Here is a 24,203-nt window from a genome sequence, read left to right as displayed (position 1 = left end):
GTATACAAAGAGAAATGTCTGCAACACAGGGGCTTTGTATACAGGTTATTTAAAGATAGAGGAGTTATATGAAAGACAGAGTTGAAATCCTTGCACCGGCAGGGAGTATGGAGTGCCTGAAAGCGGCAATTGCAGCAGGAGCTGATGCGGTATATACAGGGGGAGCCCTTTTTGGGGCACGTGCTTATGCACATAACCTGACGGAGGAAGAACTTTTAGAGGCAATTGATTATGTGCATTTACATGGAAGAAGACTGTATCTGACCGTGAATACACTGATCAAAGACCGTGAGATGGAGAAACAGATGTATGATTATCTGCTCCCTTATTACCGGCAGGGACTGGATGCGGTGATCGTGCAGGATATTGGACTGTTCCGTTTTATCCGGAAGCATTTTCCAGATCTTCCGATCCACGCAAGTACCCAGATGACGCTTACGGGAGTGGATGGGGCGAAGTTTCTGGAAAAGGAAGGTGCACAGCGGATTGTTACATCCAGAGAACTGAGTATGGCAGAGGTGAAGAAGATTGCCGATGAGACAGAACTTGAGATTGAAAGCTTTGTACATGGTGCACTCTGCTATTGCTATTCCGGTCAGTGCCTGTTCAGCAGCTTTATCGGTGGCAGAAGTGGCAACCGTGGACAGTGCGCACAGCCGTGCAGACTGCTTTACCAGACACCGGAAGCAAAGAGACCACAGTATCTGCTGAGTCTCAAGGATATCTGCACACTGGAACTGATCCCGGAGATGATCGAGAGCGGGATTTATTCTTTCAAGATTGAAGGCCGGATGAAGAAGCCGGAGTATGCGGCAGCAGTCGCTTTCCAGTACCGGAAATATGCCGATCTTTATCTGAAATATTACGAAGAATGTCCGGCAGAAGAGGATCCGGCAGCGTATGCGATGAAGAAATACCATGTCCGCGAGGAGGATCGGCAGATGCTGCTGGATCTCTATAACCGTGGCGGTTTCCATACGGGTTATTATCATACACAGAATGGACGGGAGATGATTTCCTTAAACCGTCCGAACCATGCAGGAGTGCCGGCAGTAAAGGTACTTGCTAAAAAAGGCAGAAATGTGACTGCAAAAGCACTGACAGACCTGTATCCGCAGGATATTATTGAACTCCCGATGCGCAAAGGCAGGGAAAAAGCAGATAATTATACCTGTAAGGATGCAGTCAGAAAAGGAATGAATGTGCAGATCCCGGTATTTGCAGATACCCCGTTCAAGAGGGATGAAATCTGGATGCGTACAAGAAACAGCACATTGATTGACACGCTGCGTGAAGAATTTGTAAATGGAAAAATAAAAGAACGGATCTGCGGAACTTTCCGGCTGTATCCGCAGGAAACGGCAACGCTTACGGTGAAGTGCCGGGATGCCGAGATTACGGTTGCCGGTGAAAAAGCACAGGAAGCACTGAGCCAGCCGATGAGCAGAGAGCGGATTGAAAAGCAGCTGCGCAAGACGGGAAATACGGAATTTGAATTTTCCTTTTTAAAGGTCGAGATCGGAGAAAAAGTATTTCTTCCGATGCAGAGCCTGAACGAACTTCGAAGGGAAGCACTGGAGACACTGGAAAAAGTGATCTGTGAGAAATACAGAAGAAGTGGTGAAGTGAAAGATCCGGAAGAAGATAAGACAGAGCTTTCAATGGAAGAAGAGGTACTTTCCGGATGGACGGCATCGGTAAGAACCGCAGAACAGCTGGAAGTGATCTTGGAAGAAGAAGCAATCGGAAGAATCTATGTGGATTGTACCATGTTCCCTCGCATCTGGGAGAAGGACAGCTATGTGGAGTGGATTACAAAAGTACATGCAGCAGGGAAAGAAATTTATCTGGTCATGCCTTATATTTTCCGGGAAAGAACCCGAAAACAGTATGAAGCTGCATATAACCGGATATTCGGAGCCGGATGGGACGGCATTCTGATCGCAAATTATGAAAGTTTTGCGTTTCTGAAAGAGCATGGTTATACCGGAAGGATTATGACCGATTACAATCTGTATGAATTTAATCAGGAAAGCAGGAAATTCTGGAAGGAAAAGGGAGTTTTTGAATTTACAGCGCCCGTGGAACTGACAGAAAGAGAACTCCAGGATCTCCGGGTAAAGGATGGAGAAGTGATCGTATATGGTTATCTTCCGATGATGGTATCTGCAGGATGTATTCAGAAAACGACCAGAGGATGTCAGAAAAAATCCGGACAGATGACAATAACTGACAGATATCGTAATTCATTTGTGGTAAAAAATGAATGTGATTACTGTTATAATATCCTTTACAATTATGTACCATTATATCTGGGAGACCGGATGGAAGAGGTATATCAGATCGGTCCTGGGCGGATCCGACTGATGTTTACTACTGAAAGGCAGCAGGAGGTAAGGCAGATTTTAAGTGCGTATTTTGAAGGAAAAGAACTTCCGGAGGGAACGTACACCAGGGGACACTGGAAAAGAGGAATAAAGTAGGTGGAATTTTGGTCAATATAATTGTAGAGCTGTCAAAATATCTGATGATAGCCCTGATGCTGGTCTATACATTTGAATGTTTTGCAGTATTTAATTACGCAGATGAGTATACACAGAGAAGTATTTTCAGAAAGCAGAATGTGCTGATGTTTCTGCTTCATATGATTGCATTTCTGGTGATGTATCTGCAGAAAAATGAAACAAAAATGATCGGATTTTACGGGATGCAGGTGGTACTGTTTCTGGCAGTTATTTTGCTGTATACAAAAATTTACCCGCGGGTGTCGCGGCTGGTTGTAAACAATATGTGTATGCTGATGGCAATCGGTTTTATTATGATCACCAGACTTTCGTATTCGCTTGCGGTAAAGCAGTTTATCATTGTCAGTGCATCCGTAGCGATAAGTCTTGTGATCCCGGTCATCATCCGGAAGGTAAAAGCTCTGTCAGAATGGAAAATATTCTATGCAATTGCAGGTGTTGTAATGCTTGGGGTCGTTATCATTGTAGGACGTGTGACTGGAGGAGCGATGCTGAATGTTGCAATCGGAGGTTTTACCCTTCAGCCATCTGAGCTTGTGAAAATCATTTTTGTATTTTTCGTTGCGGCGAGTCTGAAGAATGACACTTCATTTAAGAATATTGTGATCACAACGGCAGTGGCAGCAATGCATGTACTGATCCTGGTTGTGTCAAAAGACCTTGGTGCGGCGCTGATCATCTTTGCTGTATATCTGGTGATGCTTTATGTGGCAAGCAGACAACCACTTTATGTACTTGCCGGACTGATTGCAGGAAGTGGGGCATCAGTTGTGGCATATAAGTTATTTAACCACGTCCGTGTGCGTGTACTGGTATGGAAGAATCCATTTGCCGTTTACAATGAAGGTGGTTATCAGGTGGCACAATCCTTGATGGCGATCGGTACAGGAAGCTGGTTTGGAATGGGACTTTTTCAAGGGGCGGCAGATCAGATACCTGTTGCAGAGTCAGATTTCATTTTTTCAGCAATTGCGGAGGAAATGGGACTGATTTTTGCACTTTGTCTGATCCTGGTATGTGTCAGTGTTTATATGATGTTTCTGAATATTGCGATGCAGCTTCGGGACAGCTTTTATAAACTGGTGGCACTGGGACTTGGAACCTGTTATATTTTTCAGACATTTCTGACGATCGGAGGTGTGACAAAGTTCATTCCGTCTACCGGAGTGACACTTCCGCTGGTAAGCTACGGTGGAACCTCCGTTCTCAGTACGATCATTATGTTTGCGATCATTCAGGGACTGTATGTATTAAGAGAAGACGAGGAAGAAGACATTGAAAGAAAAAAATTACAGAGAAGACGAACTTCCAGATCTGGATCAGCAGCTGGAGAGCCTGCCAGACGAGAGCGGGTATCACGACCAAAAGAAGAAGGCAGAAGGAAAAAGCCGCAGCAGACGAACGGATGGCGAACCGAAGAAAAAGGCCGAACGCAGCAGCCTAAAAAACGGACAGCGGCGTCCGAAAGAAGCACAGGCAGAAAGAAGCGGAGCCAGTAAGAAAAAAGAGAAGCAGATGACCAATAAAGAACTGACGAGAGTTACTTATATTTTTGTAACACTGTTTTTGGTACTGATGGGATATCTGGTTTATTTTAATGTGGTAAAAAGTAAAGAGGTTGTCAACAGCACGTACAATATCCGTCAGGATCTTCTTGCGGACCGTGTGCTGCGTGGCAGTATTACAGATAAAAATGGAGAAGTGCTTGCACAGACTGTGACAAATGACGATGGATCGGAAACACGGGAATATCCGGAAGGAGAAGTGTTTGCACATGTTGTCGGATATGCCGCAAAAGGAAAATCCGGACTGGAATCCTCACAGAATTTCAATCTTCTGACTTCAAATGCCTTTTTCCTGGAAAAGCTGGCGAATGAATTTAAAGACCAGAAGAATACGGGAGATACGGTGGTCACAACCCTGGATGCGAACCTGCAGAATGCAGCATATAATGCACTGGGAGATAACAAAGGTGCAGTTGTCGTGATGGAGCCAAGTACAGGGAAGATTCTGGCAATGGTATCGAAGCCGTCTTTTGATCCGAATAATGTTTCGGAAAACTGGGATGCACTGAACAATGACGAGAACAGTTCGCTTCTTAACAGGGCTACACTTGGACAGTATACACCGGGGTCGACATTCAAGCTGGTGACAACACTTGCTTTTATGCGGCAGAATCCAGATTATAATAATTATTCGTTTGAATGTAATGGAGAATTTTCACAGAATGGGGCGACGATCCACTGTTATAACAGCACTGCCCATGGGGAAGAGAATCTGACGGATTCGGTTGCAAATTCCTGCAATTCTTCGTTTTCAAATATCGGGCTGCAGCTGGATAAGGCAGAATGGAGAAAGACTGCCAAACAGATGCTGTTTAACAGCAAGCTTCCGGGTGATGTGAAATATAATGAAAGCAGTTTCCGCCTGAAAACAGATGCAGGAGATGCAGATACGATGATGACTGCAATTGGTCAGGGAGAGACACAGGTCAGTCCGTACCATATGGCGATGATCGTTTCGGCGATCGCAAATGGTGGAAAGCTGATGAAGCCGTATCTGGTGGACAAGATTACAAATTATGCAGGCACAACGGTGAAGAAATATATGCCGGAAAGCTACAAAGAGCTTATGACATCATCTGAAGCAGCACAGCTTACGGAATACATGAAGGCGGTTGTGGATTATGGTACCGGAGCTGCGCTTTCAGGTGCGTCTTATACAGTGGCAGGGAAAACCGGAACTGCCGAGGTCAGTGAAGATGGAAATACAGTACATTCCTGGTTTGTCGGATTTTCCAATGTGGATAATCCGGAGCTGGCGATCAGCGTTTGTGTCGAGGATGCAGATACAGCGACCATTACTGGTGTCAGTGTCGCAAAGCAGGTGTTTGATTCTTACTATAATAATTAAAGGTCGGGGAGACAGCGCACATGAGGTTTTACAAAAATCTTTATGTCAGTGAGAGCATGGCAAAAAAGAAAGAAAAAGTGATTGCAAAACTGAATAAAAAAAAATATCCGTTGAAAACTTATGTGATCGCACTGATCGAAGAAGGGGAAAATCAGCTGGAATTTTATTCGACGTTGATGTTCCGCCAGGGAAGTGTGATCGATGATGATATTTTCGCAGTTGGTCTTGCAAGCGGATATGATGATGCGCTGTATCTGGTAGAAGAGATCGCAAAGGAAGTTTATGAAAAAACAGGGGATCTGGATATCCGGTCCTACATCAGAAAGCAGGAGAGGGAAGAAGAATGATTCTACATATCATTGGATTGATTTTGAAGATTATCGGGATTCTTCTTCTGGTGATTCTTGGAATCCTGCTACTTGTGATCGGTGTCCTTCTCTTTGTACCGCTGAGCTATGAACTGCGTGCCGAGTTTCCGGGGAAGCTGGAAGATGCAGAGGGGAATCTTAAGATTTCATGGCTGCTTCATCTGATTGCAGGAAGAGTGGAGTATCGGAACGGCGATGTGAAATGGCAGGGGCGGATTGCCTGGAAGAAGTTGGGAGATGTTCTGGAAGCGGAAGATAAACCGGCGAGAAAGAAGGAGAAAAAGCCGGATGGCGGAAAAAAAGCCGGTGCGGAGAATGCCAGTGAGAGAACGGCAGAAAGAAATGATGCGGCAGATGTAAAGAAGCCGCAGACGCTGCCGGAAAAGAGAGCCGAAAGCGGAACGTATGCAAAGCCAGAGCATGCGGACGTGAAAGATGAGAAGTCCAAAACAGAAACACAGGGAAGTCCTGACACGAAGGTGAAAACATTTTCAGAAAAAAAAGAAGAGAATGCTACACCGGAAAAGGAAAGTGAATCCAGAGAAAAAAAGGATGTTCATGACGAGAGAGGATCCGGAAAGGCTCACAAAACTCCACGAAAACGGAAGAAACCGGTCAAAGCATTTGGAAAACTGATCCGGAAGCTCAGTCAGAAGCTTCGGGAAATCCTGGAAAAGATCAAATGTACATGGAAGAATTTATGTGATAAAATAAAAAATATCGCAGATAAAAAAGATAAAATTCTGGAGTTCCTGGAACAGGAAAATCATAAAGCAGCTTTTGCACGTGGCAAAAAGGAACTGGTCTGGGTGAAGCATTTTCTGAAGCCGAAAAAGCTTCGCGTAAAACTGCATTTCGGTTTTGAAGATCCTTACCATACCGGACAGGTACTGGCACTTTGTGGAATGTTTTATGCATTTATCGGAGAAAATATGGATCTGGAACCGGATTTTGAAAAGCGGGTACTGGAAGGTTCCGTTTATGTAAAAGGAAGACTAAGAACAGTTCATATGGCAGTATTTGCAGCAAAGATGCTGCTGGATAAGAATATTCGCAGCACTTATCATGATATCAGGGAGTTTAAATGGTAAAGCATTCGATAGAAAATAACAGGAGGAATCGAAAAAATGGCAGTAGATAATCAGTTTAAAGAGACAGTAGATGCATTGTTTAAAGGGATGAACGGCGTGGTATCATCCAAAACCGTTGTAGGAGATGCGATCCACATCGGAGATACGATCATTCTTCCGCTTGTTGATGTATCTTTTGCAATCGGGGCAGGGGCATTTCATGCGGACAAAAAGGACAGAGGAGCCGGCGGACTTGGCGGCAAGATGATTCCAAGTGCAGTGCTTGTGATCCAGAACGGAACAACCAGACTGGTCAACATCAAGAATCAGGATACCATGACCAAGATCCTGGATATGGTCCCGGATGTGATTGACCGTTTTAAATCCCCATCTGAGGATAAAATGACCGAAGAGGATGTGGCAGATCTGTTAAATGAAGCAGATTCTCCGGAAAATCAGGAATAGATGTAGGTTTCTGGCATATATTTATTGTAAAAGAGGAAAAAGCAGGAACGAAGATGAAACGGGTATTTGGTTTTGCACTGTTTTTTGTGGCACTTGGTATGGTGATCATGATGTTTATTCCGAGCATATTTATCGGAATTCTGATCGTTCTGCTGTGCCTCCTTGTCGGATATCAGCTTTTTTGCTGCTGATTTTGAAAAAATATGAGAACCTGTAGGGGAAACCCTGAAAAAAGCCTTGCGTATGCAGGGCTTTTGTGATACAATGCTAACGTTGCAAAAAAAACACGTGTGTGGTTTATCCCGGTGGTGCCAAAGCTGACAAGCATGGTTCGCGGACATAAGCACACGGAAGTAAAAAACCAATGGAGGAAAGAAACATGAGCGTTATTTCAATGAAACAACTTTTAGAAGCAGGTGTTCATTTCGGACATCAGACAAGAAGATGGAACCCTAAGATGGCAGAGTACATCTACACAGAGAGAAATGGTATCTACATCATCGACCTTCAGAAATCTGTAGGAAAAGTAGATGAAGCTTACCAGGCAGTATCTGACATCGCAGCAGAAGGTGGAAAGATCCTTTTCGTAGGAACAAAGAAACAGGCTCAGGATGCAATCAAGACAGAAGCAGAACGTTGCGGAATGTACTATGTTAACGAAAGATGGCTTGGAGGAATGCTTACAAACTTCAAGACAATCCAGAGCAGAATCGCTCGTCTGAAAGAAATCGAAGCTATGTCAGAAGACGGAACATTCGATGTACTGCCGAAGAAAGAAGTTATCGAAATCAAGAAAGAATGGGAAAAGCTTGAAAAGAACCTTGGCGGAATCAAAGAAATGAAGAGAATCCCGGATGCTATCTTTGTAGTAGATCCTAAGAAAGAAAGAATCTGTGTTCAGGAAGCTCACACACTCGGAATCCCGCTGATCGGTATTGCTGATACAAACTGTGATCCGGAAGAACTTGATTATGTAATTCCAGGAAATGATGATGCTATCAGAGCTGTAAAACTTATCGTATCTAAGATGGCTGATGCTGTAATCGAAGCAAACCAGGGTGAAGCAGAAGAAGTTTACGAAGGCGAAGACGTAGAAACAGCTGAAGAAACAACAGAAGAATAATTCGAACAATCCAAAAGATCATATTGAAAGATGGAGGAAAAAATCATGGCAATCACAGCAAGCATGGTAAAAGAATTAAGAGAAATGACAGGCGCTGGTATGATGGACTGCAAAAAAGCTCTGAACGAATCTAACGGAGATATGGATGCAGCAATCGAATACCTCAGAAAGAATGGCGAAGCTAAGGCTGTTAAGAAAGCCGGACGTATCGCAGCTGAAGGTATTGTTATGGCAGACGTTAAAGAAGATAAGACAGCAGCTATCGTAGAAGTTAACTCTGAGACAGACTTCGTTGCTAAGAACGCTGATTTCCAGGCATTTGTAAAAGCAGTTGTTAATCAGGCACTTACTACAAAAGCTACAGATATGGAAGGATTCATGGCTGAAGCTTGGAACGAAGATGCTTCTAAGACAGTTAACGATGCACTTACAGAAAAGATTTCTGTAATCGGAGAAAAGCTCAGCATCAGAAGATTCGAAAAGATCGTTACAGATGGCTGTGTAGTATCTTACATTCACGGTGGCGGACGTATCGGTGTTCTTGTAGAAGCTGATACAGCAGTTGTTAACGATGCTGTTAAAGAAGCTCTGAAAAACGTAGCTATGCAGGTAGCAGCTTTAAATGCTAAGTATGTAAGCCAGGCAGATGTAGATGCTGATTACATCGCACATGAGAAAGAAATTCTTCTTGCTCAGATTATGAACGACCCGAAAGAATCTCAGAAACCGGAAAAGGTTATCCAGGGAATGATTTCCGGACGTATCAACAAAGAGATGAAGGAAATCTGTCTGTTAGATCAGGTATATGTAAAAGCTGAAGATGGAAAACAGTCTGTAGCTAAATACCTTGACGAAGTTGGAAAAGCTAACGGAACAACTATCACTCTGAAGAAATTCGTTCGTTTCGAAACAGGTGAAGGTCTTGAAAAGAAAAATGAAGATTTCGCAGCTGAAGTTGCAGCTCAGATGAACGCATAATGCGAACTTTGCATTAGATTAAAAAATGTAAATACCTCTTATGGATAGTGGAAACACTATTTATAGGAGGTATTTTAGATTATTAGAAAAAATATTATTTGTAAATAGAAAATTAGTAAGAAAAGTTCTATTTAGATATAAAAATCTGCATTGAAGGTTGTTGCGGTAAAAAAGTAGCTGTGTTATATTATATATAAGGTTTATGTTGCGTAGCAGAAAGGAGAAAAGTATGATTACTATATTAGATGCGGCAAAGTATTTTGTTCATTTATCATATTCGGAAAGTCGTGCTTCGTTAACGCCTCTAAAACTACAAAAGATATTGTATTTTGCACAGGGATGGAGTTTTGTGTGGGATAATAAGCCACTTTTTGCAGAAACTTTTGAAGCATGGCAATATGGTCCAGTTAATCCCAAAATTTATAATTATTTTAAAAAATATGGTAGGAATGAAATACCGAAAAAAGAAGAGATTTTGTATGTCACTGATGTAGAGTCGGAAGAGACAATGGAGGCTGTTTGGAATAATTATGGAGATTATAATGCCTTTGAGTTAGTTGAGATGACCCATGAGCAAACACCTTGGAAAGAAGCATATGAAAATAACACGTGTATAACAAATGAAGATATAAAACAATATTTCCAGTCAACTTATTAAAGTTGACTGATTTTATATATAAAATAAATTAGGGGGATATATAATGGCAGTTTTTCTGAAAAAAATTTTCATTGATAATTTTAAATCTTACAATGAACCACAATGGATTGATGTTTCTACGTTAAATGTTTTTATGGGAGCTAATAGTAGTGGGAAAAGTACTGCACTGCAGACGTTATTAACTATAAAACAAACAATAGAATGCAATAGTCCTAATATTGATTTGTTGTTGTCTGGAAAGTTTGTTACATTGGGAGATTTTCAAGAGGTTATTAACGATTCTCAAAAGGGGTATATAAAAATTGGAGTAGCGTTAGAATACCAAAGTGAATTAGGTGATGGGATTGATACTACTTGTTTTATATGGACATTTAAAGAAAGAGATAATATTACTGTTTTAAGTGATTTAGAGGTAGTTATTAATGAAGAGAACATATGCCTAAGTAAGAGGGATGATCAAAAGTATGCAATTAACTTTAATGAAAGATCTACGGAGTTTTTAATTGATTTAAAAAATTTAATGTTGGGAAGTTTGTATGTGCAATATGATGAAATATTTAATAATATATTTCAACAATTTTTAAACGAATTATTAATGGGAGTATTAAGAACTAAGAAAGTTGAACAAATTAATAAATCAGAAATGGTTGCCATAAGTGGAACAGAAAAGTTCTATTTGTTATTAATGAGAGGTGGATTGAATCGCATAAAAAATAGAACAAACAAAGATCAGAAAATTATAAAAGAAATAATAGATTTGATTATTGAATATTCAAAATTACAATTTGCAGAATATGAAAGAACAGATAACATGCCTAGAATATTGAAAGAAACGATATTGTTAAATGCTTTATCGGAATGTTCTCCGGAGGACATGTTAAAAATTAAGCAGATTATTGATAAATATAGAGAAAAAATGGCAGAATATAAAGCTGTACCAAATGATGAAAAAACTAAAAATTTGAAATACTCAAGGGTATTTAATGACTTGTCTAGAGCTGGAAAAGATGAAAAAGAAAATAGAGATTCGGATATTGCCAATATTATGTATTTTTCGATGGTTTATAGAAGATTCATACAAGATATAATAAAAAATATTTTTTATATAGGTCCAATTAGAGAAAAACCACAAGGATTATACAATATAGGATTTGAATCAATACCTAAATATGTTGGGACAACTGGGGCATATTTTGCATCAGTTTTGTTGAGGGAAAATAAAGTAAAAAAATATATCTTACCAGATAATGAAATTGATACGATTACGTTAGAAGAAGCGGTAGATGAATGGGCTAATCATTTGAATATAGCTAGTGAAATTAGTGTTGAACAGAAGAATTCTTTTGGTTTTAGTGTTTCAGTGAAAAATATTCAATATAAAAAATCTGATATTATGAATGTAGGTATTGGAACTAGTCAGGTGTTACCTGTTTTGATTTCGGGATTATTATCAGAAAAAAATGAAATTCTTATGTTTGAACAACCAGAATTACATTTACATCCTTATTCACAAAGTAGATTAGCGGATTTTTTTGTTATGCTGTCTAAAAACGGAAGAAAAATTTTTGTAGAGACTCATAGCGAATATATGATTTTACGTTTGAGATATCATGTGCTTGTGGGAAATATTCGAGAAGACCAGATTGCGATAAATTTTTTTCAGAATAAGAATGGAACAAAAATAAAAAAAGGAAAACTTAACTCATATGGTAATTTAGAATATCCGGAAGATTTTAAAGATGAAACTCAAGAGTTACTTAATAGCTTAATTGCAACAGCAATGACGAAAGGGAAAAAAGATGATAAGAAATGTATTGATTGATCCGTATATGTTTCTTATTGAAGCTGAAGAGGAAATAAGAAAAAATATCAGTTTTTTTAATAAGGTAATTAGATTACATCAAAAAAATAAAGTTGCAATATTTATATATCAACGCTGGTATGAAAAACTTAAAGAAATGTCTTTTCAACCGTTTCCAATTTCAACATTAGAAATAAAAGACAGAAACTTAAAGGAAAATATTTTGCGTTTGAATAGTAGCTTTTTACACTTAATGGTGGATAATTTTATCGTGATAGAAATTGATTCATGTAATGGTGAACAAGAATTTATTTCTGATGTGAAGATCGTCGAAGATTCGGAATATTATGAATTACTTAATGTTTTACTGACTTCTTGTTATCGAGGAATAGAATTTGAGCCAATTATTTTAAAAGGAGAAATAGAAAAAGGATTATGTCAAGGCGATGAGTTTGAGTTAGAATGTAATTGTTTAACAAACAATTTTTCTAAGAAATATCGTATCGGTGAACCTGATGAATTGGAGAGTGTAAAGGATAAGTCATATGATGAATTGCAAAGACTGGTGTTAGAGTGGTACGAAAATAATAATTATATGGAATCTCCTGAAGTGAAACGCGCGGATCATCATAATCCGCTGCAGAGTAAAACAATACATAAATATAAAGATATAGAGCGCAAGAGCAGGTATGTATTGGATAAATTAAGATATTTTGGATTAAATAAAATTATAATGAAGGATTTTCATGGAGATAGCTCAGAAAGACCGGGAACAATAGTAATTAAAGAGGTGGTTTCAGGTGCAAATAGTGATATAATGAATGGAGAATTGTATTTTAAAGAAGGATTAAAAAGTACAGTAGATTTATATTTTCCAGAAGATATAGGAAAGGCATTATATAATTATACGGATGGGAAATTAGAATATGAAGCTGTTTCAAAATTAAAAGATGAATTATGTGTATAGAAGGTAATATCCTGAAAAATAATAATTAGTAACAGAGAGACTAGAAGTTGGGGTACGGAAATACTCCCCAACTTTATAAAAAGGGTTCCCCAAATAAGAAAAAATGAAATTGAAATCAAGCAACAAATGCTCAGAATCATTCCTCAACTTAAAAAATTGGGGAACACAGGAAATCGTTAATTAGCCGGAAAGACCAATTTCTTGAAAATACTGATAAATACATAGCTGTATTATATATAAGTAGCAATACAGGCAGGAATATAATTTCAAAGTTCACAAATCAGGCTGGAATGTAATTCAAAAGTCGCAAAACAGATGGCACAGTAATCTGATTTTTGCAGAACTTTAAAAAGAGTCTTAAAACCCTTGAAAATCCAGTGTTTTCACAATGCCATTAACTTAAAGCAGAAGATATTTATTCTAAAAGGATTAGATATCTTCTGCTTTTTTTGTGTCACAGTAAAAATAAACCCCCTCTAGGGGGATCCTGTGGTGTTTTTTGATGGATGTGGAAGGGGACGAAGGGTAGGAGAGGTTATGAGGGTGTATCATAGAAAAATAATTCGGTAGATTCCATTGCGCAAAAAGTGAATCTACCGAATTTGTAAAAGAATGAAAATTCAGTTAAAAAATCAAGTGATATAAAAATGAAAGAAAATTTAAGAAAATCTAAATAGTATTCCCAACTGTTTTCCGATATACTGAAACTATGATTGAACATCGGAACTCAAGTTACGGGGTGATGGTACGGTGAGATAATTTGTCGGACATACATTTATCGAACAAACTTTTTATATCTTTAAATCCGGAGAACAAGGAGGGAATGAAAATGAATGTAAAGAGGAATTTCAAAGAAAATCTGATGGGGAAGAAAAAGGTGATTTTTATTGTATGCTTTATTTTTGCAGTTGCTCTGATTGCCGCAATCCTGCACATGGTTTCGGGAGTGGGAAAGGATTCCGCGAAAAACACCCTCTATGCAGACAAGGTCAGCGTGATCACCGGAAACGGAAGCGGAACCGTGAACCGATTTGCAGGCGTTGTGGAGGCGCAGGATACTTTGAAAATCTCACTTTCAGAAGGACAGAAAGTGAAAGAGATTTTCGTAGAAAAAGGGCAGGAAGTGGAGCCTGGGACGAAACTCTTTGAATATGATACAGAGGAGCTTGCGATGACACTGGAGCAGGGGAATCTGGAGCTGGAGAAGATAGGGAACAGTATTTCCAATCTGAATTCACAGATTGCGGCCTTAACGACAGAGAAAAAGAATGCACCGGCAGGTGAGCGGCTTTCTTATACAACGCAGATCCAGGAGCTGCAGACGAATGTAAAACAGGAAGAATATAATTATAAAGTAAAAGAACTGGAAGTGAACCGGACGAAGAAGAGTCTGGAATCATCCACGGTGACATCCACGATTGCAGGAATCATCCAGGAGATCAATCCGGATCCTAGCTATGATAATTACAGTGGAGAAAAGCAGGCATTTATGAGCATTCTTTCTACTGGAAAATACCGAATTAAGGGAAAGATCAGTGAACAGAATATCGGTGAGCTTCAGCCGGGAATGGCTGTGACAGTGCGGGCAAGGAATAACCAGGAGGAGATCTGGAAGGGATCTGTGGATGTGATCGACACAGAAAAACCGGAGAGCAGTTCACAAAGCGAGATGTATTCCGGCTCGGATTCTTCTGCCCGGGCAACTAAGTATCCATTTTATGTAACGCTTGAAACCAGTGATGGTCTGATGCTGGGACAGCATGTATATATCGAGCCCGGAAACGGAGTAAATACAGAGGGATTACATCTGATGACTGCTTATATTGTAGATACAGACGGGAAAGAACCTTATGTCTGGGTAGCAAATGAAAAGGACAGACTGGAAAAGAGAAAGGTAAAGCTTGGTGCCTATGATGAGGAGCAGGATACATGGGAGATCACGGAAGGACTGAAAGAGACGGATTATATTGTCTGGCCGGATGGAGAGTGTAAAGAAGGAGCAGCTGTTCAGAAGAACGAAAATGTACAGGCAGGAGGCACGGAAGAGGGGGAATAAAGGATGGCTTTTCAAAAAAGAAATAAGAAAAAAATTCTTCAGATCGGGATTGCTGTGGCTGTCTGTGTATGTGTCATTGGAGGCGGTACTTTATTTGCCATGAAAAAAAGTGAAAAAGCGGTCAAGGTTGCACCGGTAGCCAGTATGAGTAATGGCGGGTGGTATTCAGAATCGGATATTTATGATTATGCGAAGGTGCAGGCAGGTGCGAGCCAGGACATATACCATGATGATACCCTTACGATCAAGGAGATTTATGTCAAAGCAGGAGATACGGTGAAGATGGGTGATCGTCTGGTTGCTTATGATACCACACTTGCAAGACTTGAGCGGGAAATGAAGCAGATGGAGATTCAGGGGATCGAACTGAATATTCAGAATCAAAAGGCAGAATTAGAGCAGCTGAAAAATGCAAAGATTGTTTCGTCTGTTGAAAGAAGCCAGGATGAGCTACGAAAAATGACTGCAAAAGGAACCAGACCTGGAATAATGCGGACTGCGGATGCAAAGAAAAATGAAGGGGAAAATCCGGATACTTCCGAAAATCCGAAGCAGCCGGAGACACCAGAGAATCCGGAAGAACCGGAAAAACCATCAATCGGGAAACCGTTTCCGGAAGAACTGAAGGACAAGATCATTTATAAAGAGATTACAAAGGATGCAGCTCCCTATAATGAAGATGGGAATGGAACAAAAGAAAAGCCGTATCGCTATCTTTGTGCGCCGGGGGCAACGGTGAATGCGGAGTTCATGCTGAAAATGCTGGAAGAGAGGGCAGTCTGCGTCTTTGATGTAGTGGATCAGGAGAAGGAACCAACGCTTCTTTTATATTCCTGGACGTTGGACGGAAAAACCGGACAGGTGATAAAGCCCGAAAATCCGGATCAGCCGGAGACACCGGAAGAGCCGAAAATTCCGGACAAACCGGATAACTCTGGTGGATATGAAGAGCCGGATCCGGGAGATGCAGATGGAATGACCAGGGAAGAGCAGACAAAGCAGATCCAGGAAAAAGAACAGAAGATCAAGAATCTGGATCTGGAAAAGCGAACAGCACAACTGGAATTGAAAAAGCTGGATAAAAAAGTAAATAATGGTATTGTAAAGAGTACAGTAGAGGGAACGGTAAAAGCTGTACTTGACGAAGCAGAGGCAAAGCTGGAGAATAAACCGGTTATATCTGTGACCGGAAAAACCGGTTGTTATGTAATCGGAGGAATTGCCGAAAGCAGCTATGATAAATTAAAAGAGGGTATGAATGTGATGGTGACTTCCTGGAATACAGGGAACTCTTATGAGGCAACGATCACCAGTATCGGTAATTCACCGGTTGAAAATATGAAGAGCAGCGAGAATCCTAACATGTCCTACTATCCGTTTACTGCAGTGGTTGAGAAAGATGCAAATCTTTCATCTGGTGAGGGTGTCAGTATTTCCGTAGACGGACTTTCGGGTGACAGTGGGGATTCGATTTACCTGGAACAGATGTTCATAAGAGAAGACGGAAACCGTTCCTATGTATACAAGAAAGGAAAACATGGAAGACTGGAGAAGCAGTATGTAGAGGTTGGGAAAAATATGCACGGTTCCATTGAAATTGTTTCCGGACTTACCATGGAGGATGAAATTGCATTTCCGTATGGAAGAAATGTAAAAGAGGGTGCGAAGACAAAGACAGTGGATTCACTGTATGATTATAATTAACGAGGGGGTGAGGAGATGCTTGAAGATATCAGGCTGGCATTTCAGGGAATCTGGAGCCATAAGCTGCGGTCTGCGCTGACGATGCTTGGTATTATTATCGGAATCGGATCGATCATTGCAATTGTTTCAACGATCAAAGGAACCAATGAGCAGATCAAGAAAAATCTGGTTGGTGCGGGAAATAATGCGGTCAATATCCAGCTTTATCAGGGAGACTGGACACTGGATCTGTCTTATCAGGAGGTTCCGGATGGAATACCGGAGATTTCAGATCAGGCACTTGGTGAGATCCAGGCACTGGATGAGGTGGAAAGTGCATCCCTTTATCACAGACGGAATGAATATGATGCTGTATATGCAGGCAGTCAGAAGCTGGCAAGCTGTAATATTCTTGGGATAGATTCCAATTATCTGGATGCCTATGGATTTCAGATCACAAAAGGGCGTGGCTTTTCCGAAAAAGATTTTACTGCAAACCGGAAAGTTGTGCTGCTTGATAAAACGACAGCCACAGCTCTATTCCCGGATGGAGATGTGATCGGAAAGATTATTGAGGTTAAAGGGGAGCCATTTACCGTGATCGGTATGATGGCGAGAAAAGAAAATTCGCAGCCGGTGATCAATTCGATGGAAGACTATTACCGTTATGTATCCACAGATGGAAGCGGAACGATCTGTATTCCGGATACACTGTGGTCGATTATTTATCAGTACGATGAACCGCAGAATCTGGTTGTCCGCGCGACAAGCACAGATGAGATGACCGTGGCAGGAGAAAAGGCGGCAGATATCCTGAACAGTTATCTGACTGTGTCTGATGAGACGATAAAGTATAAAGGGGAAGATCTTCTGGAACAGGCAAACCAGATTCAGGAGATCAGTAGCTCAACGAACCAGCAGCTGCTCTGGATTGCAAGCATTTCACTTCTGGTTGGCGGGATCGGTGTTATGAATATCATGCTGGTGTCTGTGACAGAAAGAACGAGAGAAATCGGTCTGAAAAAAGCGCTGGGGGCAAGAAAAAGAAGGATCCTGACGCAGTTTCTGACGGAAGCGGCAGTGCTTACCCTTCTCGGAGGTCTGATCGGTGTGGCAGGAGGAATTGCGCTTGCCTATATTATTTCCGCAGTCTCGGCAGTTCCGGTGGCAATCAGCGGAGTGTCTATTCTGGTCGGAGTAGTATTTTCCACACTGATCGGAATTATTTTCGGACTCCTTCCGTCGGTGAAGGCGGCGAACATGAATCCGATCGATGCACTCAGAAGTGAGTAGGTTCATGTAGAGAAGAAATATTTGTCGGATCCAAGATTGCAGATAAATAGATAGTATCTGTTCTACAGGAAAGTGGCGTGCCTTACTGGCACGCCATTTTTAAAAATTCTTCCATTGCCCTTGTCTGGTAGCGACCATTTTTCCAGTAGAACCGGATGTCACGGCTGCTTTCGCCTGCAGGAAGCTTATAGTACACCACATCAGAGGTAAGAGGTACTTTTGAGAGCATGATATCTCCGATAAAAGAGATCCCCATGCCGGAGCAGGTGATGTTGTAAGAAGTCATCTGCTGATCCATTTCCAGGATGATATTTGGTTCAAAGAGATTGTTCTGGCAGATCATACGGGCACGTTTTCCAGTGTCGTTTTCCGGTTTCAGCATAATAAAAGGCTCACTTTTAAAGCGTGTCAGAGGAACGGGAGGACAGGATTCTTCCAGAAATTTTTTGCTCAGGATATCTTCTACAGGAAGCTGATAGGAGCGCAGCGTATTATTGATCGGGAATGCTCCCGGAACAGCAAGGATCAGGTGCTCTTCCTGAAATTTACGGCAACCGTAGATGGCGGCATCCAGAACACTGCTGTCCAGCATCAGATCCAGCTGCCCGTGTCGCAGCATACGGGCAAGATTGGCAGTGGTTTCTTCAATCAGGCTGATCTGGATCAGAGGATATCTGCGGGCAAAATCCGCGATCAGCGGAGGCAGGATCCAGGAGGAAAACAGATTGCTTCCTCCGAGGGTGAGTGCTCCTTTTTTCAGATCGCCCCAGTCGTTTACAAATCCTTCAAATTCATTCTGGATACTTTTTATTTTTTCTACTGCTTTGATATACTGTACCCCACATTCGGTAAGGGACAGTGGTTTGGTACTCCGGTCAAAGATCGGATATCCGATGTGGTACTCGACACGCTTTACGTTGGCACTGAGTGAAGGCTGTGAGATAAATAACTTCTCAGCCGCCTTGGAAAAGCTTTTTTCCAGATAAACTTCATAAACATATTCCATTCCCTGAAACATAGGTATTCTCCTTTGGCATAGTTTTAAAATTATAGTTACTATAAAAATATATGTATTAGATTATATTGTAACACAGAACTATAATGAAAACAACAAAGGCAATACGCCAAAGAAAAATGGAAAATTGAGGGTTTTTGAGATGGAAAATGGAAAAGAAAACAAGACAGGTTATCGTGTAGAACAGGATTCAATAGGGGCAAAAGATATTCCGGGAGATGTATATTACGGGGTACAGTCACTGCGTGCTGCGGAGAATTTCCGTATTACCGGGCTGAATATGCATCCGGAGATCATCAACAGTCTTGCGTACATAAAGAAAGCATCTGCGATCACCAACTGCGAGAGTGGGATTCTGGAAAAGAAAAAGGCAAAAGCAATCGTACAGGCATGTGATGAGATCCTTATAGGAAAATTGCATGAGTACTTTATCGTAGATCCGATCCAGGGAGGTGCGGGTACTTCTCTGAACATGAATGCAAACGAAGTCATTGCCAACCGTGCGATTGAGATTCTTGGCGGGAAAAAGGGAGATTATTCAGCAGTAAATCCGAATGATGATGTAAACTGCGGACAGTCCACAAATGATGTTATTCCGACAGCTGGCAAGATGACTTCACTCAGACTTCTTCAGAATCTGAAAAAAGAACTGCTCAGACTTCATGGAGCGCTCTGCAAAAAGGCAGAGGAATTTGACCATGTGATCAAAATGGGACGCACCCAAATGCAGGATGCAGTTCCGATCCGTCTGGGTCAGGAATTTCAGGCATATTCCGATGCCATCATGCGTGATATCCACCGTATGGATAATGCGATGGACGAGATGCGTACCGTCAACATGGGTGGAACGGCAGTCGGAACCGGAATCAATGCAGATGAAGCCTATGTAAGCCGCATTGTTCCGAATCTTTCAAAAATATCTGATATTCAGTTTGTCCAGGCTTTTGATCTGATCGATGCAACCCAGAACCTGGATCCGTTTGTGGCAGTATCCGGTGCAGTGAAAGCGTGTGCAGTCACACTTTCCAAGATTGCCAATGACCTGCGTCTGATGTCATCCGGACCAAGAGCCGGATTTGGTGAGATCAACCTTCCGGCAAAGCAGAATGGTTCTTCGATCATGCCAGGAAAAGTGAATCCGGTCATCCCGGAAGTAGTGAACCAGGTCGCATTTAACATCATTGGAAATGATGTGACGATCACGATGGCAGCAGAGGGTGGACAGCTGGAACTGAATGCGTTTGAACCGATCGTATTCTACTGTCTGTTCCAGTCGATCGATACACTTGCATATGCAGTGCAGACTTTTATTGACAACTGTGTGACAGGAATCACAGCCAATGAAGAGAGATGCCGTCAGCTGGTAGAGAACAGCATTGGCGTAATTACTGCAATCTGTCCGCATGTAGGCTATGAGAAAGCAGCGGAGATTGCGAAAAAAGCAATGAAGACCGGGGAATCCATCCGTAATCTGATCCTCAGAGAAGGTCTTTTAAGTGAAAAAGAGATGGAAACCGTTCTGGATCCGGTCAATATGACAGAGCCAGGTATTTCGGGAAAAGAACTTCTCAGAAAATAAAGAATAAAATTTTTCTAAAAGACATGATTTTCTCCTTTTAAGGGTGTACAATGAAACATACGCGTTTCATGAGTTACAACTTAAAAGGAGAATTTTTATGCTTCAAATTCAACATATCTGCAAAGAATACCGTACAGGTACGCTGGTACAGAAGGCACTGGATGATGTAAGCCTGAATTTCAGGGACAATGAATTTGTTGCGATCCTGGGACCGAGTGGTTCGGGAAAGACGACGTTTCTTAACATCATCGGTGGACTGGATCGGTACGATAGTGGTGATCTGATCATCAACGGGATTTCTACGAAAAAATATAAAGACAGAGACTGGGATTCCTATCGGAATCATACAATTGGTTTTGTATTTCAGAGTTATAATCTGATTCCACATCAGACGGTGCTTGCCAATGTGGAGCTGGCACTGACTATTTCTGGGATCGGGAAGGAAGAACGGAAAAAGAGAGCGATTGAGGCTCTGAAAAAAGTTGGTCTTGGGGAGCAGTTGCATAAAAAACCGAGCCAGATGTCAGGCGGACAGATGCAGAGGGTGGCAATCGCCCGTGCGCTGGTCAACGATCCGGATATCCTGCTTGCTGATGAGCCGACCGGAGCGCTGGATACGGCGACCAGTGTGCAGGTTATGGAACTTTTAAAAGAAGTGGCAAAAGACCGGCTTGTTGTAATGGTTACACATAACCCAGAGCTTGCTGAAGAATATGCGACCCGTATCGTAACGCTCAAGGACGGAAAGATCCGTTCGGATACGGACGAATTTTATGTCAATGAAGCGGTCATGAAGGAGCCGGAGCATAAGAATATGGGGAAAGCTTCCATGTCATTTCTGACGGCTCTTTCCCTGAGCTTTAATAACTTAAAGACGAAGAAAGCAAGGACTCTTCTGACATCTTTTGCCGGTTCTATTGGAATTATCGGGATTGCACTGATACTGGCACTTTCCAACGGAGTCAATGCCTACATCAAGTCAATTGAAGAAGAGACTCTTTCCGAGTATCCGCTTCAGATCCAGAGTACCGGATTTGATATGACATCGATGATGGTAGGCAATATGGACAGTGGTTCGGGCAGTTCGGATAAGAAGGAGACAAAAAAAGACGGGGAAGTCAAGGTTATGCAGATGATGACCAATATGTTTTCCACGATGGACTCTAACGATCTGAAGTCTTTAAAAGAATATCTGGATGGAGGAAAAAGTGGAATTGAGGACTATACCAGTGCCGTTGAATATTCTTATAATATTTCACCAAGAATCTATCGGCAGAACAAGGATGGTTCCATTCGCCAGGTGAATCCGGACAAATCCTTTGAGTCGCTTGGAATCAGCTCTGGCGCAAGTACCAACAGTCTGATGTCATCGATGATGAGTACGAATGTTTTTTATGAAATGCCTAAGACGGAGGGGCTTTATGAGAACCAGTATGATGTGAAGGCGGGACGCTGGCCGCAGAATTATAATGAATGTGTACTGGTGCTGACTTCGGACGGAGGCATGAGTGATTTTCTCCTTTATACTTTGGGACTGCGGGATCAGATGGAACTGGACGAAATGATCCAGGAATTTATCAATGAAGAAGATGTGAACACTCCGGCAAATATCGGAACATATACCTATGAGGATATTATTGGAAAAACTTTTAAACTGGTCAATGTGTCTGACTGCTACGAATATGACAGCCAGTACGAGATCTGGAAGGATAAATCCGATAATAAGGAATATATGAAGAAACTCGTGGATCAGGGCGAAGAACTTAAAATCGTCGGAATCGTACAGGCATCGGAAGATGCAAATGCTTCCGCTCTGACACCGGGGATTGGCTATCCGCAGAGACTTACTGAGCATGTCGCAAAAGAGGCTGCAAAAAGTGAGATTGTAAAAGATCAGCTGGAGAATCCATCCAAGAATGTATTTACCGGAGAACAGTTCGGAACCACAGAAGAGAAGAACGGACTGGATGCGAACAGTCTGTTTACGGTAGATGAGGATGCATTTCAGAAAGCATTTGTTTTAGACGACAGTGGATTTTCCGGTGATCTGTTGTCGGCAGATTCCCTGAATCTGGAAAATGCATTCCGGATGGGTGGGGATTCTCTGGATCTGTCCGGGATGATAAATCTGGATCAGATCAGTCTTGACGTGTCCGGTATGCCACAGATGAATCTTGGCGATATGATCGGAAGCCTGAATCTTACCGTAAAACCGGGTGGAATGCAGAAGTTGTCTGAGAGTGTTATAGAAGGTTATCAGGAGTATGTGAAATTCCATCCGGAAGCAGATTATTCAAATCTGGCGAGAGATTTTATGGATTACCTGATGACGGATGAAGCGCAGAAGATCCTGAAAGATAATCTGCAGGAGATCATTGAGAGCACCGGTGGGTTTAAGATTACAATTGATCAGATGCAGGAGCTTGTACAGCGTGTGATGGAAGGATATCAAAAGTATGCTGCGGAAAAAGGATATACAGATCCGGATAAATTTGGAGAATACCTGGCGGAGTATTTACAGACCGAGGAAGCAAAAGAGATTATGAATGCCTGGCAGCAGGAGATTTTTGGAGATACGGTGATAAATATTACTTCTGACCAGCTGAAAAAACTGACAAAAGAACTGGCGAGTAGTTATCCGGCATATGCTGCGGCGAATGGAAAAGCAGATCCGACCAAAATGGGAGATTATTTTCTGAACTACCTTGCCACAGCAGATGGAAAACAGCGTCTGATGAACGGGCTTTCCGAGGTGATCGATATGGATCAGCTGGAGAGCCAGTTAAGTGCGACAATGGGAAGTTACATGGCAAAGGCAATGGGAACTTATACCCGAGCAATTGCGGATGTGCTTGAGACACAGATCACTTCGGCAATGAATCAGATCGTCACTCAGATCACAGAAAAAATCGGGAACGCCATGCAGGCTGCCATGGGAAATGTGGGAACCCAGCTGCAGAACATGCTTGGAAGTTCGATGAAGATTGATACCGATGCATTTGCAAAGGCATTTCAGATGAATATGACAGAAGATGATCTGAAAGAGCTGATGACATCCATGACAATGAGCGCGACTGCTTCCTATGACAATAATCTGCAGAAGCTTGGATACGTGGATTTTGCGAACCCGAGTCAGATTTCCATATATCCGACGGATTTTGAGAGTAAAGAAAAAGTGGTGAAAATCCTGGATTCTTATAACAGCCGGATGGAAAAAGAAGGAAAAGAGGAACAGATCATCACTTATACCGATATAGTCGGAACACTGATGTCTTCCGTGACAAATATCGTGAATATCATCAGCTATGTGCTGATTGCGTTTGTGGCGATTTCCCTTGTAGTATCTTCAATTATGATCGGGGTTATCACCTACATCAGTGTACTTGAACGGAAGAAGGAGATTGGAATCCTGCGCGCGATCGGGGCATCTAAGAGAAATGTATCGCAGGTATTTAATGCAGAAACCGTTATCATTGGTCTGTGTGCCGGACTGATCGGAATCGGACTGTCACTGCTGCTTCTGATCCCTGGAAATATGATCATCCATGCGGTGGCAGATAATAACAAAATCAATGCATTTTTACCAGTGCTTCCGGCAATTGTGCTGATTCTTTTGAGTATCGGGCTTACCCTGCTCGGTGGAATCATTCCGTCAAGGAAAGCAGCAAAGAGCGATCCGGTGACAGCGCTTAGGACAGAATAAAAAAAG

General features: G+C 41.8%; 18 protein-coding genes. 17 read left to right on the top strand and 1 reads right to left on the bottom strand.

The features are described 5' to 3' along the window. Nucleotides 1–68 precede the first annotated feature (68 nt). From PGW42_RS06945 to PGW42_RS06875, 15 genes are all read left to right on the top strand, one after another. Nucleotides 69–2,483 carry a U32 family peptidase gene (locus PGW42_RS06945; RefSeq protein ID WP_270203165.1) on the top strand — a complete coding sequence of 805 codons (2,415 nt, stop codon included), beginning with the start codon at nt 69–71 and terminating at the stop codon, nt 2,481–2,483. Nucleotides 2,484–2,491: 8 nt separating this feature from the next. Beyond that, nucleotides 2,492–4,024, top strand: coding sequence for an FtsW/RodA/SpoVE family cell cycle protein (locus PGW42_RS06940; RefSeq protein WP_117556003.1), 1,533 nt, complete (start codon nt 2,492–2,494; stop codon nt 4,022–4,024). 76 nt (nt 4,025–4,100) lie between these two features. Further along, the gene (locus PGW42_RS06935) at nt 4,101–5,438 is read left to right on the top strand and encodes a peptidoglycan D,D-transpeptidase FtsI family protein (RefSeq protein ID WP_270203182.1); all 1,338 of its coding nucleotides are present in this window, start codon (nt 4,101–4,103) and stop codon (nt 5,436–5,438) included. 20 nt (nt 5,439–5,458) lie between these two features. Beyond that, nucleotides 5,459–5,785: a hypothetical protein gene (locus PGW42_RS06930; RefSeq protein WP_118198336.1), complete on the top strand. Its 327-nt coding sequence runs from the start codon at nt 5,459–5,461 to the stop codon at nt 5,783–5,785. After that, nucleotides 5,782–6,897, top strand: coding sequence for a DUF2953 domain-containing protein (locus PGW42_RS06925; RefSeq protein WP_270203166.1), 1,116 nt, complete (start codon nt 5,782–5,784; stop codon nt 6,895–6,897). Before PGW42_RS06930 ends, PGW42_RS06925 begins: the two co-directional genes overlap by 4 nt. A 36-nt stretch (nt 6,898–6,933) precedes the next feature. After that, nucleotides 6,934–7,341, top strand: coding sequence for a GerW family sporulation protein (locus tag PGW42_RS06920; protein ID WP_055155563.1), 408 nt, complete (start codon nt 6,934–6,936; stop codon nt 7,339–7,341). A gap of 53 nt (nt 7,342–7,394) precedes the next feature. Further along, complete coding sequence (locus PGW42_RS06915) at nt 7,395–7,532, top strand: hypothetical protein (protein WP_008375213.1); 138 nt, start codon at nt 7,395–7,397, stop codon at nt 7,530–7,532. Nucleotides 7,533–7,720: 188 nt separating this feature from the next. After that, entirely contained in the window at nt 7,721–8,464 is a 744-nt protein-coding gene (rpsB, locus tag PGW42_RS06910; protein WP_044999249.1) for a 30S ribosomal protein S2, read from the top strand. A 45-nt stretch (nt 8,465–8,509) separates the two neighbouring features. Then, complete coding sequence (gene tsf / locus PGW42_RS06905) at nt 8,510–9,442, top strand: translation elongation factor Ts (RefSeq protein WP_044999250.1); 933 nt, start codon at nt 8,510–8,512, stop codon at nt 9,440–9,442. A gap of 229 nt (nt 9,443–9,671) precedes the next feature. After that, a complete protein-coding gene (locus PGW42_RS06900) occupies nt 9,672–10,100 on the top strand; it encodes a Panacea domain-containing protein (RefSeq protein WP_118006030.1) in 429 nt (142 codons plus the stop codon). A gap of 43 nt (nt 10,101–10,143) precedes the next feature. Continuing rightward, on the top strand, nt 10,144–11,922 hold the full coding sequence (locus PGW42_RS06895) for an AAA family ATPase (RefSeq protein ID WP_270203167.1): 1,779 nt from the start codon (nt 10,144–10,146) through the stop codon (nt 11,920–11,922). Then, nucleotides 11,900–12,868: a hypothetical protein gene (locus PGW42_RS06890; RefSeq protein WP_118006034.1), complete on the top strand. Its 969-nt coding sequence runs from the start codon at nt 11,900–11,902 to the stop codon at nt 12,866–12,868. The genes PGW42_RS06895 and PGW42_RS06890 overlap by 23 nt, the downstream gene beginning before the upstream one ends. Nucleotides 12,869–13,697: 829 nt before the next feature. Beyond that, nucleotides 13,698–14,924: an efflux RND transporter periplasmic adaptor subunit gene (locus tag PGW42_RS06885; protein WP_270203168.1), complete on the top strand. Its 1,227-nt coding sequence runs from the start codon at nt 13,698–13,700 to the stop codon at nt 14,922–14,924. Nucleotides 14,925–14,927: 3 nt separating this feature from the next. After that, nucleotides 14,928–16,628, top strand: a complete 1,701-nt coding sequence (locus tag PGW42_RS06880; RefSeq protein WP_270203169.1) for an efflux RND transporter periplasmic adaptor subunit — start codon at nt 14,928–14,930, stop codon at nt 16,626–16,628. Nucleotides 16,629–16,643: 15 nt separating this feature from the next. Beyond that, nucleotides 16,644–17,900: an ABC transporter permease gene (locus PGW42_RS06875; RefSeq protein ID WP_118198332.1), complete on the top strand. Its 1,257-nt coding sequence runs from the start codon at nt 16,644–16,646 to the stop codon at nt 17,898–17,900. 82 nt (nt 17,901–17,982) lie between these two features. Here PGW42_RS06875 and PGW42_RS06870 read toward each other — a convergent pair whose 3' ends face one another. After that, nucleotides 17,983–18,918: a LysR family transcriptional regulator gene (locus PGW42_RS06870; RefSeq protein ID WP_270203170.1), complete on the bottom strand. Its 936-nt coding sequence runs from the start codon at nt 18,916–18,918 to the stop codon at nt 17,983–17,985. A gap of 139 nt (nt 18,919–19,057) precedes the next feature. Between PGW42_RS06870 and PGW42_RS06865 the strand changes: the two genes are divergently transcribed. Continuing rightward, nucleotides 19,058–20,494, top strand: coding sequence for an aspartate ammonia-lyase (locus tag PGW42_RS06865; RefSeq protein ID WP_270203171.1), 1,437 nt, complete (start codon nt 19,058–19,060; stop codon nt 20,492–20,494). A gap of 97 nt (nt 20,495–20,591) precedes the next feature. Then, nucleotides 20,592–24,197: an ABC transporter ATP-binding protein/permease gene (locus PGW42_RS06860; protein ID WP_270203172.1), complete on the top strand. Its 3,606-nt coding sequence runs from the start codon at nt 20,592–20,594 to the stop codon at nt 24,195–24,197. The last annotated feature ends 6 nt before the right edge of the window (nt 24,198–24,203 follow it).

Origin of the sequence: Coprococcus sp. TM115-187 (genome assembly GCF_027679115.1) — a bacterium.
Taxonomy (GTDB): Bacteria; Bacillota; Clostridia; order Lachnospirales; family Lachnospiraceae; genus Allocoprococcus; species Allocoprococcus comes.
Note: the sequence above shows the minus strand (reverse complement) of the source record. Positions and strands in the feature narration are given on the sequence as shown.